Source organism: Streptomyces venezuelae, from assembly GCF_008642315.1.
In the GTDB taxonomy this organism is placed as follows: Bacteria; Actinomycetota; Actinomycetes; order Streptomycetales; family Streptomycetaceae; genus Streptomyces; species Streptomyces venezuelae_D.
The window spans coordinates 5,556,526-5,572,714 of record NZ_CP029192.1; the positions used below are offsets into that span (position 1 = coordinate 5,556,526).

Sequence of the window (16,189 nt, forward strand, 5' to 3'; positions counted from 1 at the left end):
AACGTTGAGAGATTGTCGTCCGGGGCCGGCGGAGGAGAGTGGAGACACGCGATGACCGACCACGACGACGCCATCGACGAACTGCGGAGCCAGTGGCGCCGCGAGCGTCCCGACCTGGACCTCGCGCAGCTGGACGCGATGGCTCTGGTCGGCCGCATCAAACGGGCGGACCATCTGCTGAGCAAGGGCATGAAGCGGGTCTTCGTCGAGTACGGCCTGGAGTTCGCGGAGTTCGACGTCCTCGCCACGCTGCGCCGGGTCGGCGCCCCGCACGAACTCACCGCGGGCGGGCTCCTCAAGACCGCGATGGTGACGTCCGGCGCCATCACGAACCGCCTCGACAAGCTCGAGCGCAAGGGCCTGGTCGAACGCCACCCGGACCCGAACGACCGCCGCGCCATCCGGGTCCGCCTCACCGACGCGGGCCGCGACCTGGTGGACCGTGCGGTGGTGGACCACATCGCGAACGAGGAGCGGATGCTGGCGGCTCTGTCGCCGGAGGAGCGGGCGGCCCTCGATGGGGCGTTGCGGCGACTTCTCGTGTCGCTCGGGGATACGCACTTGGGGTGAGGGTGCTTCGGGTTGGTGTGCGTCAGGTCGGTTGCTGTTGCGGGCTGCGAACAGACGCCCTCGGTTTCGTGCCGGGGTATTCGGTGACCAACTAGGCGTACCCGGTGATTGTTTTACGTCAACGAGGCGGATGCGTGGATGGTATGTCCGCGTATGCCTCATACGGGCTGAGGGCTCGACGTGACCCGGCCTTTCCTCCCTGGATAGCTTGGTTCCCTGCAGAGAACCCTCCCCCACCAGGAGCTCGTAGTGAACCGTCGTCCTGCCCTGCTCTCAGCGGCTGCCTTCGCCGCTGCTGCCGCCCTCTCGCTCTCCGCCTGCGGAGGTGGCGGTGACGACTCCAAGGACGGCGACAAGATCGCGGGCGCCGACAATGGCGCGTCCACGTCGGCCTCACCGTCGCCGAAGGCGTCGGACGACGGGATCGACCGGCCCGAGATCAAGCTTCCGAAGGACGTGAAGAACGTCTTCGAGGGCCGCAAGACCGGTGACGCCAAGAAGGATGCGGTGCTGGCAGACAACGAACGGCGGATCGAGTCGGTCGACGAGGCCATCACGGGGGAGGCGAAGGGCCATCCCGCGCTGAAGTTCTACTCGGCGGGGGACGCGCTCCTGTCGGCGGCCAAGTACGTGGAGGGGTACCACAAGGACGGCAAGAGCTTCGAGGGGACCACTCGGTACTTCAATCGACAGGTCACGTTCCTCGAGGGCGGCGCCGCCGCGGTGACGTACTGCATGGACGACACCCAGACCTATCCCAAGGACCGCAAGACGGGCAAGGTCGACAGGTCGTCCGGGGAGGCTCCGGCCACCGCGAAGGACTACATCTTCTACAACACTCGCCTGGAGAAGAACGGCTCCGGCGTGTGGCAGACGACGCGCGTCTCCAGCGAGAAGGCGGCGAAGGAATGCGCGTAGCCAACAAGCGAACGGCCGGCCGCTGGACGGTCCCTGTCCTCGTGCTGGCCATGGCCGCACTCCCCGGTTCCGCCGCATACGCCCGCGGCGGGCACGAGGCGACGGGCACCACGGAGAACTCGGAGGCGGCGGGGGGACGCCAGGACCGCAACCTCACCGTCCAGACGAAGATCCAGACGACGGTCAACGGTGCCCGCGAAAGCGCCAAGACCGGCACGCTCACTCCCGCCGACAGCAACTGGGACCCACCGGCCTGCTGGTACGAGCCCGCCTACTCGCCCAAGCAGATCCAGGCGACCGTCAAAGCGATCCGGCAGGTGGGGATGCTCGGAATCGGCGAGCTGGTGGGCGGGGTGTTCGACTCGTACTTCAAGGAAGGCCACCCCTACAAGAACTACAACCTCGACAAGCAGGGCGAGGGGCAGTTCTGGGCGGCGACCATCAACGAGAAACGCAAGAATGACCCTGAGGCCAACTCCTGCAACAAGCTCCCCTTCTGGGTCGACAAGGGTGAGACACCGAAGGAACCCCTCGCCGTCTCCCCCAGGATCCTCGCCGAGTACGCCTACGACGAACTCCCCGTGCCCAGCACCGACATCGAGCTCGCCCCCGAAGGCACGACGAAGGTGAACCTCCCCACCTGGGCCTGGCTGGACAAGGCGAAGTTCAAGAAGGTGTCCGTCACCGCGAGCATCCCCGGGTCCGGGCTGTCCGCGACCACGACGGCCGAACCCGTGTCCCTGTCGATCGACCCGGGGACGGAGGACGCCGAGACCTATCCCGCCTCCGGGGAATGCCCCATCGAGGGCGGCAAGATCGGCGTGCCGCGGGCCAAGGGAACGCCCGCCGACACGGATCCGCCGTGCGGCGTGAAGTACCTGCGCTCCTCGGACGGGGACTCGTACGACCTCCGGGCCACCGTCACCTGGAAGATCAGCTGGACCAGCACCACCGGCGAGGGCGGCAACCTCCCCGACGGGCGGTTCGGCGCCGACCAGCAGGTCGAGGTCGAGGAAGTGCAGTCCATCAACCGTTGAGCCGCCCGCGGTCAAGCCCCGCCTCACCACCCCCCACCCCACCCCCGTGAGACCAACGTTCCGTCGTGGTCATCGGGCGGTACAGCGTTGAAATGCGAGATCCCTAGTTTCTGGGGCGTTGGCCGCTGCCCGCGGACTACACCCTGGAGGCGTGAGATGTGGATCGAGCGGTGGGAGCCGGAGGACGAGAGGTTCTGGAAGGAGGAGGGCGGGGAGAGGGTCGCCCGGCGGAATCTCGTGTTCTCCGTGCTGTCCGAGCACGTCGGGTTCTCCGTGTGGAGCCTCTGGTCGGTGATGGTCCTGTTCATGGGGCCCGAGTACGGGATCGACGCCGCGGGGAAATTCTTCCTCGTGTCGATGGCGACCCTCGTCGGCGCCGTCGTCCGCGTGCCGTACACCTTCGCCGTCGCCCGGTTCGGAGGGCGGAACTGGACCGTCATCGCCGCGTCCCTGCTGCTCCTGCCCACCGTCGCCGCCTTCGTGGTGATGGAGCCGGGGACCTCGTACAGCACCTTCATGCTGTGTGCGCTGCTCACCGGCGTCGGCGGGGGCAACTTCGCCTCCAGCATGACCAACATCAATTCCTTCTTCCCGCTGCGCGAGAAGGGGTGGGCGCTCGGGCTCAACGCCGGGGGCGGCAACATCGGCGTGCCCGTCGTGCAGCTCGTGGGGCTCGCCGTCATCGGGGCCGGCGGCGGGCCCCGTGTCGTGCTCGGGGTGTATGTGCCGTTCGTTGTTCTCTCGGCCGTCTGTGCCTACCTCTTCATGGACAGCATCTCCTCCGTCCGCAATGACACGGGCGCCGTCAAAGCCGCCGTCCGAGACCCGCACACGTGGATCATGTCGTTCCTGTACGTGGGGACCTTCGGGTCGTTCATCGGGTACGGATTCGCCTTCGGGCTCGTCCTGCAGACGCAGTTCGGACGGACGCCGCTGGAGGCCGCGCAGCTCACCTTCGTCGGGCCGCTGCTCGGCTCGCTCGTACGGCCCGTCGGCGGGCGGCTCGCCGACCGGTTCGGCGGCGCCCGCATCACCCTGGGGAACTTCCTCGCCATGGGCGCCGCGACCGGCGTCGTCGTCATCGCCTCCCTGCGCGAGTCGCTGCCGCTGTTCGTCGGCGCCTTCGTCGCGCTCTTCGTCCTGACGGGGCTCGGCAACGGCTCCACGTACAAGATGATCCCCGGCATCTTCCAGGCCAAGGCCGAGGCCCGGGGGCTCACCGGGGAGGACGCCGCCGCTCAGGGGCGGCGGCTGTCCGGTGCGGCCATGGGGCTGATCGGCGCCGTCGGCGGTCTCGGCGGGCTCGGCATCAACCTCGCGCTGCGGCAGTCCTTCCAGACCGTGGGCTCCGGCACCGGCGCCTATCTCGTCTTCCTCGCCTTCTACGGGGTGTGTGCCTGTGTCACCTACGTCGTATACCTCCGGCGGCCCGTCGCCCGGACGGTCGCGACAGGCGAGGCCGAGGCCGGGGCCGGGGACCGGTCGTCGCTCCGTTACGTTGATGTGTGACTCTCCATGTCAGACGTGACATGTCGTACGTGATACGTCGTACGTGCCACCGCGTCCGTGACGCGTCACGCTTAACACGGTGGACATCGCGGCGAACCTGGGGCGTCACGCGCCGTTGACACGCTCGGTCCTCCGCCCGGAACCGACGGGACCCAGACGAGAGCAGCCTATGCACGCCACACCCAGGAACGACCCGAACGATTCGAACGGCCCCGCCGCCCCCGGCCCCCTCGCCGGGTTCACCGTCGGCGTCACCGCCGCCCGCCGCGCCGACGAGCTCGGCACGCTGCTCGAGCGGCGCGGCGCCACCGTCCTGCACGCGCCCGCCCTGCGCATCGTGCCGCTCGCCGACGACAGTGAACTGCTCGACGCAACAAAGCAGTTGATCGAGCGGGCGCCCGATGTCGTGGTCGCCACCACCGCCATCGGGTTCCGCGGGTGGGTCGAGGCCGCCGACGGATGGGGGCACGGGGAGGCGCTGCTCAGGTGTCTGCGCGGGGTCGAGCTGCTCGCCCGCGGGCCGAAGGTCAAGGGGGCCGTACGGGCGGCCGGGCTCACCGAGGAGTGGTCGCCGTCCTCCGAATCCATGGCGGAGGTCCTCGACCGGCTGTTGGGGGAGGGGGTCGACGGGCGGCGCATCGCATTGCAGCTGCACGGGGAGCCGCTGCCCGGGTTCGTCGAGGCGTTGCGGGCCGGCGGGGCGGAGGTCGTCATGGTGCCCGTGTACCGGTGGCTGCCCCCGGAGGACCTCACGCCCGTGGACCGGCTGCTCGACGCGGCCGTCGGGCGCGGGGTCGACGCGCTGACGTTCACCAGCGCGCCCGCCGCCGCGTCCCTGCTCGCCCGCGCGGAGGAGCGGGGCATGACCGCCGAGCTGCTCGCCGCCCTGCGGCACGACGTGCTGTCGGCCTGCGTGGGGCCCGTCACCGCGCTGCCGCTCCAGTCCGTCGGCATCGACACGGTGCAGCCGGAGCGGTTCCGGCTCGGGCCGCTCGTCCAGGTGCTGTGCCGTGAACTGCCGGGGAGGGCAAGGGTGTTGGCCGTGGCCGGGCATCGGGTGGAGATCCGCGGGCACGCCGTCCTCGTCGACGACGAGCTGCGTGCCGTGCCGCCCGCCGGCATGGCCCTGCTCGCCGCCCTCGCCCGCCGCCCCGGCTGGGTCGTCGCCCGCGCGGAACTGCTGCGCGCGCTCCCGGGCGCGGGGAGCGACGAGCACGCGGTGGAGTCGGCGATGGCCCGGCTGCGCACGGCGCTCGGCACGCCGAAGCTGATCCAGACCGTCGTGAAGCGCGGCTACCGGCTCGCCGTCGACCCGTCGTCGTCGGGGTCGAAGTACGCGGGGTGAGGCCGCCGCGCAGGCCGCTTGTGGCCTCCGTGTACGCCCGTCACGGCCTTCGTGTACGCCCGTTGCTGCCTCCGCGTATGCCCGTAACGGCTCCACGGCTGCCCCGCCGGAGGCCCGCGTTCTCGGGGGAACCTGGTACGCCGGGTTCCGGACCCGCCCGGGGGAGTGCACTGTAGGGGTACGCAACGGCATTCACTCACCGGTGAGAACCTGTGTCATAACCCCCAAGGCGGTGACACGCGCATGGCGTTGGGCACGGCCCCGGCTCCGTACGAGCTGCGATTCGACTCGGGGCGGAGCTGTCTGGACCTCGTGGCGACGAGCCACCCCGTGGAACGGCTCGACTCCGTGGCGCGGCTGCGCGCCTGGCTCGTCGGCGCGGGCCTCGTACCCGCGGAAGCGTTACTGCACGGCGCCGGGCCGCAGTGGCTCGTCGCCTTCCATGAACTACGCGCCCACGTGGGGCAGTTGGTGCGCGGCGAGATCGAGGGGCGGCCCCTCGCCGCCGCGGCCGCGCTCGACCGGGTCAACGCGCTGGCCGCCGCGGCGCCCCCGGCCCCCCGCGCGGTACGCGCCGCCGACGGCACGCTCGTACGCGTCCTGCGCGGCGAACCCGGCTGCGCGGCGCTCGTCGCCGCCGTCGCCAGGGATGCCGTCGACCTCCTCACCGACCCGGTGGCCCGCGCCCTGCTCCGCCAGTGCGAGGGCGACAACTGCCCGATCGTGTACCTCGACACGTCCCGCGGGCGTCGGCGCCGCTGGTGTTCGAGCGAGGTGTGCGGCAACCGGGAACGGGTGGCGAGACACCGCCGCAGGGCGGCGCTCGCTCGACCGTGAACGGGGCCCGATACGGCCTCCGTTGAACGCCCGCACCCCCATCTGCGTACCTCCGTCGTAAGACCCGCCCGACCCGCCGAAAGCGCGGACACCGGAGGTACGCGTGCGCAAGGATTCCGCCGTGGCCGATGAGCGCCCGCAGCCGCACCGCCATCGTCTCGGCCGGCCTCCGGGCCCGGACGAGGAGTTGATGCGCGCCCTCTACCAGGAGCACGCGGGGCCACTGCTCGCCTACGTGCTCCGGCTGGTGGCGGGGGACCGGCAGCGCGCCGAGGACGTCGTGCAGGAGACGCTCATCCGTGCCTGGAAGAACGCCGGTCAGCTCAACAGGGCGACCGGTTCGGTACGCCCCTGGCTGGTGACGGTCGCCCGGCGCATCGTCATCGACGGCCACCGCAGCCGGCAGGCCCGGCCGCAGGAGGTCGATCCGTCGCCGCTGGAGGTCATCCCCGCGGAGGACGAGATCGACAGGGCACTGTGGCTGATGACGCTTTCCGACGCACTGGAGGACCTGACTCCCGCACATCGGGAGGTACTTGTCGAGACCTACTTCAAAGGGCGTACGGTCAATGAGGCGGCCGAGACGCTGGGCATACCCAGCGGGACGGTCCGTTCACGGGTCTTCTACGCGCTTCGCTCGATGAAGCTGGCGCTCGAGGAGCGGGGGGTGACGGCATGACCGAGTTCCACAGCCACCACGGCGCGCGGCAGGACGACGACGTCCACGAGACCGTCGGTGCCTACGCCCTGGGGCTCCTGGACGACGCGGAGGCGACGCGGTTCGAGGCGCACCTCGCCGGGTGCGGACCGTGCAGGCGGCAGCTGGACGAGCTCTCCGGCATGGAGCCGATGCTGGCCGCCCTCGCGGACTTCCCCGGCCCGCGCGGCGTGCCCGCGATCGGTGAGCAGCTCGCCGCCCGGCCGGGCCCCCGCCTCGCCGAACGGCTCGTCGCGGAGGTCTCCGTCAAGCGGGAGCGCGGGCGCAGGCGCGGCCTGTACCTGGTGGCGGCGGCGGTCGCGCTGATCGTCGGCGGCCCGCTCACCGTCCTCGCGGTGACCGGCGACGACGGCGGTACGGACGCGACCAGGGACATCGCCGCCGAACCGCATCCCACCAGCCCCGCCGAGGACGCCTTCTTCCACCACATGGAGGAGAAGGTCCGGGCCACGGACCCGAAGACCAAGGTCAGCGCCACCGTCGGCACGGAGAAGAAGGCCTGGGGCACGCACGCCGTCCTGGAGCTGAAGAACGTCAAGGGCCCGCTGAAGTGCTCGCTGATCGCGGTCGGCAAGGACGGCGAGAAGGAGACGGTCAGCAGCTGGTCGGTGCCCGAGTGGGGGTACGGCATCAAGGACAGCCCGAACAAATGGGCGCGCAGTCCGCTCTACGTCCACGGGGGCGCCGCGATGGACCGCAACGACATCGACCACTTCGAAGTGACCACGTTCGATGGCGACCGGCTGGTCAAGGTCGACGCATAGGGCACCGCTCGTGCACGACAAGTGCACAGGATGGGCCCCTTTCGCCTAAGGTGGACGGCTGCTCGGTACGGGCAGCAGCACGGTGTGAAAGGGGCCCCGGTGGCCGACGTCAACGCAGTAATGCCGTCAGGCACGCGCGACCGCGAGATCAGCGTCGAACAGGACCATCTCGACCAGGTCTACCGACGCCTCGAGGAGAAGATCCACGAGGCGGAGTTCCTGATGAACGACGCGGCCAAGCGCTCCCAGGTCGGTACGCCCGGCGCGCTGGCCGAACGCGACGCGCAGGTCTTCCGCGCCGGCGTCCATCTGAACCGCCTCAACAACGAGTTCGAGGACTTCCTCTTCGGACGCATCGACCTGCTCCAGGGCAAGGACGGCAAGAAGGGGCCCGACGGCGCGTACACGGCGGTCGAGCCCGCGGAGGGCGCGGTCCACGAGGACGAGGGCGGCAAGCACGCGGAGATCGCGGAGACGCTGCACATCGGCCGCATCGGCGTCCTCGACGCGGACTACTCCCCGCTGGTCATCGACTGGCGCGCGCCCGCCGCCGCGCCCTTCTACCGCTCGACCCCCGTCGACCCGGGCCGCGTCGTGCGCCGCCGCGTCATCCGCTCCAAGGGCCGCAAGGTCCTCGGCGTCGAGGACGACCTGATGCGCCCGGAGCTCACCGCGCGCCTGGACGGCGAGGTGCTCCCCGTCATCGGCGACGGCGCCCTGATGGCCGCCCTCGGCCAGGCCCGCAGCCACTCCATGCGGGACATCGTGGCGTCGATCCAGGCGGAACAGGACCTGGTCATCCGCGCGCCCGCCGCGTCCGTGACGTACGTGGAGGGCGGCCCCGGCACCGGCAAGACCGCGGTGGCCCTGCACCGCGCCGCGTACCTGCTCTACCAGGACCGCCGCCGGTACGCGGGCGGCATCCTCATCGTCTCCCCGACCCCGCTCCTGGTCGCCTACACGGAGGGCGTGCTGCCCTCCCTCGGAGAGGAGGGGCAGGTCGCGATCCGCGCGGTCGGCTCGCTGGTGGAGGGCGTGGAGGCCACCGAGTACGACAGCCCCGCGGTGGCACGGGCCAAGGGCTCCTCGCGGATGCTGAAGGTCCTGAGGAAGGCGGCGCGGGGCGCGCTGGAGGGGGCAACCGCCCACGCGGCGGCCAACGCTCCGGCCGCCGCCCCGCAGAACGGGCAGCTGTCCTTCGGCGACGACGACGAGCCCGCGGACCCGCGGCCCGCCACCACCCCGACCCGCCTGCGCGTGGTCGCCTTCGGCCGCCGCCTCGAACTCGACGCCGACCAGCTGGACCGCATCCGCCGCAACGCCCTCGGCGGCACCGCCCCCGTCAACCTGCTGCGCCCCCGCGCCCGCAAGCTCCTCCTGGACGCCCTGTGGTCGCAGTCCGGCGCGGCGGGACGGCACACCGACCCCGAGCTCGCCGCCGAGCTGCGCTCCTCCTTCGACGACGACATCACGTCCGAGGACGACTTCATCCACTTCCTGGACGCGTGGTGGCCTGAGCTCACCCCGCGCGGTGTGCTCGCGGCGATGGGCGACGAGAAGCGGCTCGGGCGGTGGGCGCGCCGGGTCCTCAACCCGGGCGAGGTCCGCAAGGTCGCCCGTTCGCTGCGGCGCGACGCCCTGTCCGTGCACGACGTGGCGCTCCTCGACGAGCTCCAGGCGATCCTCGGCACGCCGCACCGCCCCAAGAAGAAGCGGGACCTCGACCCCCTCGACCTGCTGACCGGGCTCGAGGAGCTGATGCCGCAGCGCGAGGAGTCCCAGCGCGAGCGCGCCGAGCGGCTCGCCGCGGAACGCACCGAGTACGCGCACGTCATCGTCGACGAGGCGCAGGACCTCACCCCCATGCAGTGGCGGATGGTCGGCCGCCGCGGCCGGCACGCCACGTGGACCGTCGTCGGCGACCCGGCCCAGTCCTCGTGGTCGGACCCGGACGAGGCGGGCGAGGCCCGTGACGAGGCGCTGGGGACCCGTCCGCGCCGCCGTTTCGAGCTCACCGTCAACTACCGCAACCCCGCCGAGATCGCGGAGCTCGCCGCGAAGGTGCTCGCCCTGGCGATGCCGGGCGCCGAGTCCCCGTCGGCGGTGCGCTCCACCGGCGTGGAGCCCCGCTTCGCCGTCGTACGGGACAAGGACCTCGCCGCCTCCGTGCGCGAGGAGGCGGCGCGGCTCCTGGAGCGGGTCGGCGGGACGGTCGGCGTCGTCGTGGCGATGAACCGGCGCGAGCAGGCCGCGCGCTGGCTCGACGGCCTCGGCGACCGGGTCGTGGCGCTCGGCAGCCTGGAGGCCAAGGGTCTGGAGTACGACGCGACGCTCGTCGTGTCGCCCGCGGAGATCGCGGACGAGTCCCCGGCGGGCCTGCGCGTTCTGTACGTGGCGCTGACCCGCGCGACGCAGCAGCTCACGGTCCTGTCGGGGGAGCGCGACGAGCCGGACGAGGACGGCGTGCCGGACCTGCTCAGGGACTGATCCGGGCACGTTCCCGGGATTGGTCCGGGCGGGTTCGCGGGACGGGAATTGCCTTACGGGGTTCGTTTGTTACCTTGGATGTGGCACCGGCTCGATCCAAGCCCCCGGGCCCAACCATCGTCGCTACGAGCGACCACTTGCCGCGAGGCGAGCATGGCGGGTCGGTGTCATGAACGTACGGGAGAGGCCCACGTCACCACGTGACGTGGGCCTCTTTCCGTGTTCCGGGACCCTCTTCCGCGACGGCCCAACTTCTCGTATGGTGGAAACCAGTTTCCAAAAACGCAGCGCACTGGCCGGTGAACAAAACGTTCTCAATCCGGGGCGGCTACCACGTACTCGGCGGTAGGTGCGACCATCGGACGGCAAGAGCTACAAGGTGAAAGCAGAGGAAGTCGGCCATGGCAACGGCGCCCAGCGTCTCCTACTCGATGACGGTCCGGTTGGAGGTGCCCGCCAGCGGAACGGCGGTCTCCCAGCTCACCACGGCCGTCGAGTCCTCCGGGGGCTCGGTCACCGGCCTCGACGTCACGGCCTCCGGCCACGAGATGCTGCGGATCGACGTGACGATCGCGGCGTCCTCCACCACGCACGCCGACGAGATCGTCGAGCAGCTGCGCACGATCGAGGGCGTCACCCTCGGCAAGGTCTCCGACCGTACGTTCCTGATGCACCTCGGCGGCAAGATCGAGATGGCGTCGAAGCACCCCATCCGCAACCGTGACGACCTCTCCATGGTCTACACGCCCGGTGTCGCCCGCGTCTGCATGGCGATCGCCGAGAACCCCGAGGACGCGCGCCGCCTCACCATCAAGCGCAACTCCGTTGCGGTCGTAACGGACGGTTCGGCCGTCCTCGGCCTCGGCAACATCGGCCCGAAGGCCGCGCTGCCGGTCATGGAGGGCAAGGCGGCCCTCTTCAAGCGCTTCGCAGGCATCGACGCCTGGCCGATCTGCCTGGACACCCAGGACACCGACGCCATCGTCGAGATCGTCAAGGCCATCGCCCCCGGCTTCGCGGGCATCAACCTGGAGGACATCTCCGCGCCCCGCTGCTTCGAGATCGAGGCCCGGCTGCGCGAGGCCCTCGACATCCCCGTCTTCCACGACGACCAGCACGGCACCGCCATCGTCGTCCTCGCCGCCCTCACCAACGCCCTGCGCGTGGTGGGCAAGGGCATGGGCGACGTCCGCGTGGTCATGTCGGGCGCCGGCGCGGCCGGCACGGCCATCCTGAAGCTGCTGCTCGCCGCCGGCGTCAAGAACGCCGTCGTGGCCGACATCCACGGCGTCGTGCACGCCGACCGCGAGGACCTGGTGTCCCACGACGCCGACTCGCCGCTGCGCTGGATCGCCGACAACACCAACCCCGAGGGCCTCACCGGCACCCTCAAGGAGGCCGTCGTCGGCGCCGATGTCTTCATCGGCGTGTCGGCCCCGAACGTGCTGAACGGCGACGACGTCGCGGCCATGGCCGAAGGCGCGATCGTGTTCGCGCTCGCGAACCCGGACCCCGAGGTCGACCCCGCAATCGCCCGCCAGACGGCCGCAGTTGTCGCCACCGGGCGCTCGGACTTCCCGAACCAGATCAACAACGTCCTGGTCTTCCCCGGCGTCTTCCGCGGCCTGCTCGACGCCCAGTCGCGCACCGTCAACACGGAGATGATGCTGGCCGCCGCCGGGGCCCTCGCCGACGTCGTCGCCGAGGACGAGCTCAACCGGAACTACATCATCCCCAGCGTCTTCAACGACAAGGTCGCGCCCGCCGTGGCCGACGCCGTGCGGACCGCCGCGAAGGCCGCCGGAGCCGCTGTGACAGGCGCCACGGCCTAGGGACACGGCGCGTCGCGGGACCCGGGCCTCGCGGGCCCCCTCTAGGGTGGCTTGGAGTGGCTCGGCAGCGAGCCCTCCGGCCTCCGGCTTTTCTGGGGCGGCGGACGCTTTTCGTGTGACCCCCACGGGCACCGGATTGGCTTTCCCGCCGCAGGTGGGGGCAGGATGCGTAATCGGGCGCGAGGGTCTGACGTCAGACCCGGGTCCGGGGACTGTCCGAGGACCCTGGCAGCATCGTCTTCGCTGTGCCCATCATGCGGCCCCGCCGCGTGGCACGCCTCAACGGCAAAAGAACACGGGAGTACAAACATGAACCGCAGTGAGCTGGTGGCCGCGCTGGCCGACCGCGCAGAGGTGACCCGCAAGGACGCCGACGCCGTGCTGGCCGCGTTCGCCGAGACCGTCGGCGAGATCGTTGCCAAGGGCGACGAGAAGGTCACCATCCCCGGCTTCCTGACCTTCGAGCGCACCCACCGTGCCGCTCGCACCGCCCGCAACCCGCAGACCGGCGAGCCGATCAACATCCCGGCCGGTTACAGCGTCAAGGTTTCGGCCGGTTCCAAGCTGAAGGAAGCGGCGAAGGGCAAGTAGCCCCGAGCAGCGATGAGGGGCGGCCACCCATTCGGGTGGCCGCCCCTTTCGCGTGCCGTACTGCTGTCGTGCTCCTCAAGGGGCCCGTACGGCCCCCTGCGGGCCTGCTAGCCCAGCGGTGCCTTGCCGGGCAGCTCGACCTTCGCGCCGAGCTCCACGAGCTTCTCCATGAAGTTCTCGTAGCCGCGGTTGATCAGGTCGATGCCGTGGACGCGGGACGTGCCCTGCGCCGCCAGCGCCGCGATGAGGTACGAGAAGCCGCCGCGGAGGTCCGGGATGACCAGATCGGCGCCCTGGAGCTTCGTGGGGCCGCTGACGACCGCCGAGTGGAGGAAGTTCCGCTGGCCGAAGCGGCAGTCGGAGCCGCCGAGGCACTCGCGGTACAGCTGGATGTGCGCACCCATCTGGTTGAGCGCGGAGGTGAAACCGAGCCGCGACTCGTAGACCGTCTCGTGGACGATCGACAGGCCCGCGGCCTGCGTCAGCGCCACGACCAGCGGCTGCTGCCAGTCCGTCTGGAAGCCGGGGTGCACGTCCGTCTCCAGGGCGATCGCGTTCAGCGAGCCGCCCGGGTGCCAGAAGCGGATGCCCTCGTCGTCGATCTCGAAGGCACCGCCCACCTTCCGGTAGGTGTTCAGGAACGTCATCATCGAGCGCTGCTGGGCGCCGCGGACGTAGATGTTGCCCTCGGTCGCCAGAGCGGCGGACGCCCAGGAGGCGGCCTCCAGGCGGTCCGAGAGGGCGTGGTGGTTGTAGCCGCCGAGGCTGTCGACACCGGTGATCCGGATGGTCCGGTCGGTGTCCATGGCGATGATCGCGCCCATTTTCTGCAGGACGCAGATCAGGTCCTCGATCTCCGGCTCCACCGCGGCGTTCGAGAGCTCCGTCACGCCCTCCGCGAGGACGGCGGTGAGCAGAACCTGCTCGGTGGCGCCCACGGACGGGTACGGCAGACGGATCTTGGTGCCGCGCAGCCGCTGCGGGGCCTCCAGGTACTGGCCGCCCTCGCGCTTCTCGATGGTCGCGCCGAACTGGCGGAGCACCTCGAAGTGGAAGTCGATCGGCCGGCCGCCGATGTCGCAGCCGCCGAGGCCGGGGATGAAGGCGTGCCCGAGGCGGTGCAGCAGGGGGCCGCAGAAGAGGATCGGAATGCGCGACGACCCCGCGTGGGCGTCGATGTCGGCGACGTTCGCGCTCTCCACGTGCGAGGGGTCCATGATGAGCTCGCCCGGCTCCTCACCGGGGCGGACCGTCACGCCGTGCAGCTGCAGCAGGCCGCGCACGACGCGTACGTCGCGGATGTCTGGGACATTGCGCAGCCGGCTCGGGGCGCTGCCGAGCAGCGCGGCCACCATGGCCTTCGGCACGAGGTTCTTCGCGCCGCGGACACGGATCTCGCCCTCGAGCGGAGTGCCGCCGTGGACAAGCAGGACATCATCGGTGACGGTCATGAATCTCGCGTTCCGATTGAATGGACAGGGGGACCAAAGGGTTAAGCGTAATGGCCGCGTACCCCCCTTCCGTAAGGGCGAGGACGCACAAACCACGTCATGAGTTCGTGACAACACGAACCGTGCGGAACCGGACACACCGGGTCACCGTCCGTTTCGGCGGTTCCATCCGCCCCTTCCGGCCCTGAGCTGCATTCACTCCGGTATGCGCATTGCCTCCCCGCGCGGGGCGAAGATGCGGGATCATGTGCACCATGACCGAGGTGTCCTCGCTCACAGGCCGGCTGCTCGTGGCCACACCGGCCCTGGCGGACCCGAACTTCGACCGCGCGGTGGTGCTGCTCCTCGACCACGACGAGAAGGGCTCGCTCGGCGTGGTCCTGAACCGGCCCACGCCCGTGGACGTCGCCGACATCCTGGAGGGCTGGGGACAGCTGGCCGGTGCGCCCGGAGTCGTCTTCCAGGGCGGTCCCGTCTCGCTGGACTCGGCGCTCGGGGTCGCGGTGATTCCCGGCGAGGAGGGCGCGGCGTCGTCCGGCCCCCGCAAGCGGGCGCCCGCTCTCCGTGACCCCGTCGGCTTCCGCCGCGTCCACGGCGCGATCGGCCTCGTCGACCTGGAGGCCCCGCCGGAGCTCCTCGCCTCCGCGCTCGGCTCCCTCCGCATCTTCGCGGGCTATTCGGGGTGGGGCCCCGGCCAGCTGGAGAGCGAGCTGGAGGACGGCGCGTGGTACGTGGTCGAGTCCGAGCCGGGTGACGTCTCGTCCCCGGATCCGGAGCGGCTGTGGCGGGCGGTGCTGCGGAGGCAGCGGAGTGAGCTGGCGATGGTGGCGACGTATCCGGATGACGCGTCGCTGAACTGAGTGGTGGGCGCGCCGCCTACGCTCCGTCCGTCTGTGGGTGCGGGGCCGCGGGGGTATGTCCGTACTCGCCATCCCTGCGCCGCGCCCGACATTTCCGGCCGCTATGGCTGGCTCGGTGCTCCGTGCGCACATACCCCCACGTCCCCTCCCGTTTAGTGCGCGGGCGCGGCTGGGTGGGTCCCCTGGTCCCCCTACTCCCGCTGGACGTCGCGGGGCAAACGGGTGGGCGGGTGGGGACCATCCGCCGCGAAGCGGCGGTGTCGGTGCTCCTACCCGGAAAGGGCGTTGCGGGGCGAACGGGTGGGCGGGGTTGGTGGTCCTACCCGGGCAGGGTGGTCTGGTGGAGGTAGCGGTCGGCCAGGGGGTGGGCGTTCGTCGCGGGGACGGCCAGGTGGACGGTGACCGGCGGGGCGTTCTTCAGGCGTACGTGACGCAGCCCCGGGTGCGCGTGGCGCCGAGCCACCGGCTCGGGGGCGATGCCCACGCCGTGCCCCGCCGCGACCGCTTCCAGCCACTCGTCGAGGTTGTCGGCGGTGCAGGCGAGCCGCGGCCGGCGCTCCGGGGGCCACAGCTCCGGGCTCGTCGTGCCGGTCACCGTGTTCACCACCAGCGGTACGTCCGCGAGCTCCGCCCAGTCGACCACGCGCCGCCCCGCCAGCTCCGCGGCCCCGCGCGCGACGACGGCCACGCGCGGCTCCCGCAGCAGCACCCGCGTGCGGACCGCGGCGTCGGACGGTATGTCACCTCGTACGACCGCGACATCGCAGGCGCCCGTCAGGAGCCCGGCGAGGGGTTCGTTCCGGCGTACGAGCCGCACGCCCGCGCCCGTCGCCGCCTTGAAGGCGGGCACCAGGTCGGCGCAGGCCTGCGGCAGGAGCGAGGTGAACCCGAGCCGCAGGAGCGGCGGCTCGCTGCCCGCCGTGCGCAGCGCCCCGTCGAGCCGGGAGAGGAGCGGCGCCAGCTCGTCGCGCAGGCGGGCCCCTGCCTCGGTGAGGGTCACCCGGCGCGTGGTCCGTTCCAGGAGGCGGGTGTTGAGGGCAACCTCCAGGGCCCGCACGGTCCGTGTGAGCGCGGGCTGGCCGACGCGCAGGACCGCGGCGGCGTGCGTGAAGCTCAGCTCGTCGGCCACGGCGAGGAATCCGCGGAGGTGGCGCAGCTCGACGCCGGGCGGTGGTTCGTGATCCATGCCGGTTCAGCATAAGTGTGCGTCGCGCGCATTTCTCCCCGGATGCGGAGGCTGCCTACGTTTCCAGCCTTCGCGAGACAAGGG

Annotated in this window: 14 protein-coding genes; 12 read left to right on the plus strand and 2 right to left on the minus strand. The window is 71.1% G+C overall.

Annotation, left to right across the window (positions count from 1 at the left end):
* Window positions 1–51: 51 nt before the first annotated feature.
* The 11 genes from DEJ48_RS24285 to DEJ48_RS24340 all read left to right on the plus strand — a co-directional run bounded on the left by DEJ48_RS24285 (window position 52) and on the right by DEJ48_RS24340 (window position 12,608).
* Window positions 52–570 carry a MarR family winged helix-turn-helix transcriptional regulator gene (locus DEJ48_RS24285; protein ID WP_150218257.1) on the plus strand — a complete coding sequence of 173 codons (519 nt, stop codon included), beginning with the start codon at window positions 52–54 and terminating at the stop codon, window positions 568–570.
* Between the two features lie 249 nt (window positions 571–819).
* Window positions 820–1,488, plus strand: coding sequence for a hypothetical protein (locus tag DEJ48_RS24290; protein WP_150218258.1), 669 nt, complete (start codon window positions 820–822; stop codon window positions 1,486–1,488).
* Window positions 1,479–2,525, plus strand: coding sequence for a hypothetical protein (locus DEJ48_RS24295; RefSeq protein WP_223832189.1), 1,047 nt, complete (start codon window positions 1,479–1,481; stop codon window positions 2,523–2,525). Before DEJ48_RS24290 ends, DEJ48_RS24295 begins: the two co-directional genes overlap by 10 nt.
* Window positions 2,526–2,681: 156 nt before the next feature.
* Complete coding sequence (locus tag DEJ48_RS24300; RefSeq protein WP_150218260.1) at window positions 2,682–4,034, plus strand: nitrate/nitrite transporter; 1,353 nt, start codon at window positions 2,682–2,684, stop codon at window positions 4,032–4,034.
* 169 nt (window positions 4,035–4,203) lie between these two features.
* The gene (locus DEJ48_RS24305) at window positions 4,204–5,379 is read left to right on the plus strand and encodes a uroporphyrinogen-III synthase (protein ID WP_150218262.1); all 1,176 of its coding nucleotides are present in this window, start codon (window positions 4,204–4,206) and stop codon (window positions 5,377–5,379) included.
* Between the two features lie 243 nt (window positions 5,380–5,622).
* Window positions 5,623–6,216 carry a CGNR zinc finger domain-containing protein gene (locus DEJ48_RS24310; protein WP_150218263.1) on the plus strand — a complete coding sequence of 198 codons (594 nt, stop codon included), beginning with the start codon at window positions 5,623–5,625 and terminating at the stop codon, window positions 6,214–6,216.
* A 103-nt stretch (window positions 6,217–6,319) separates the two neighbouring features.
* Window positions 6,320–6,895 carry a sigma-70 family RNA polymerase sigma factor gene (locus DEJ48_RS24315; protein ID WP_150218265.1) on the plus strand — a complete coding sequence of 192 codons (576 nt, stop codon included), beginning with the start codon at window positions 6,320–6,322 and terminating at the stop codon, window positions 6,893–6,895.
* Entirely contained in the window at window positions 6,892–7,698 is an 807-nt protein-coding gene (locus tag DEJ48_RS24320) for an anti-sigma factor family protein (protein WP_150218267.1), read from the plus strand. Before DEJ48_RS24315 ends, DEJ48_RS24320 begins: the two co-directional genes overlap by 4 nt.
* 120 nt (window positions 7,699–7,818) lie before the next feature.
* Entirely contained in the window at window positions 7,819–10,185 is a 2,367-nt protein-coding gene (locus DEJ48_RS24325) for a HelD family protein (RefSeq protein ID WP_150221363.1), read from the plus strand.
* 401 nt (window positions 10,186–10,586) lie between these two features.
* Window positions 10,587–12,017, plus strand: a complete 1,431-nt coding sequence (locus DEJ48_RS24330; protein ID WP_150218268.1) for an NAD-dependent malic enzyme — start codon at window positions 10,587–10,589, stop codon at window positions 12,015–12,017.
* Between the two features lie 309 nt (window positions 12,018–12,326).
* A complete protein-coding gene (locus DEJ48_RS24340; RefSeq protein ID WP_016645140.1) occupies window positions 12,327–12,608 on the plus strand; it encodes an HU family DNA-binding protein in 282 nt (93 codons plus the stop codon).
* 107 nt (window positions 12,609–12,715) lie between these two features.
* Here DEJ48_RS24340 and murA read toward each other — a convergent pair whose 3' ends face one another.
* Window positions 12,716–14,059 (minus strand): UDP-N-acetylglucosamine 1-carboxyvinyltransferase, encoded by a 1,344-nt coding sequence (gene murA / locus DEJ48_RS24345; RefSeq protein WP_150218270.1) that lies wholly within the window; start codon window positions 14,057–14,059, stop codon window positions 12,716–12,718.
* Window positions 14,060–14,304: 245 nt separating this feature from the next.
* Between murA and DEJ48_RS24350 the strand changes: the two genes are divergently transcribed.
* The gene (locus tag DEJ48_RS24350; RefSeq protein WP_150218271.1) at window positions 14,305–14,919 is read left to right on the plus strand and encodes a YqgE/AlgH family protein; all 615 of its coding nucleotides are present in this window, start codon (window positions 14,305–14,307) and stop codon (window positions 14,917–14,919) included.
* A gap of 319 nt (window positions 14,920–15,238) precedes the next feature.
* On the opposite strand, the gene DEJ48_RS24355 is transcribed toward DEJ48_RS24350, so the two are convergent.
* Window positions 15,239–16,105 carry a LysR family transcriptional regulator gene (locus DEJ48_RS24355; RefSeq protein WP_150218273.1) on the minus strand — a complete coding sequence of 289 codons (867 nt, stop codon included), beginning with the start codon at window positions 16,103–16,105 and terminating at the stop codon, window positions 15,239–15,241.
* Window positions 16,106–16,189 lie beyond the last annotated feature (84 nt).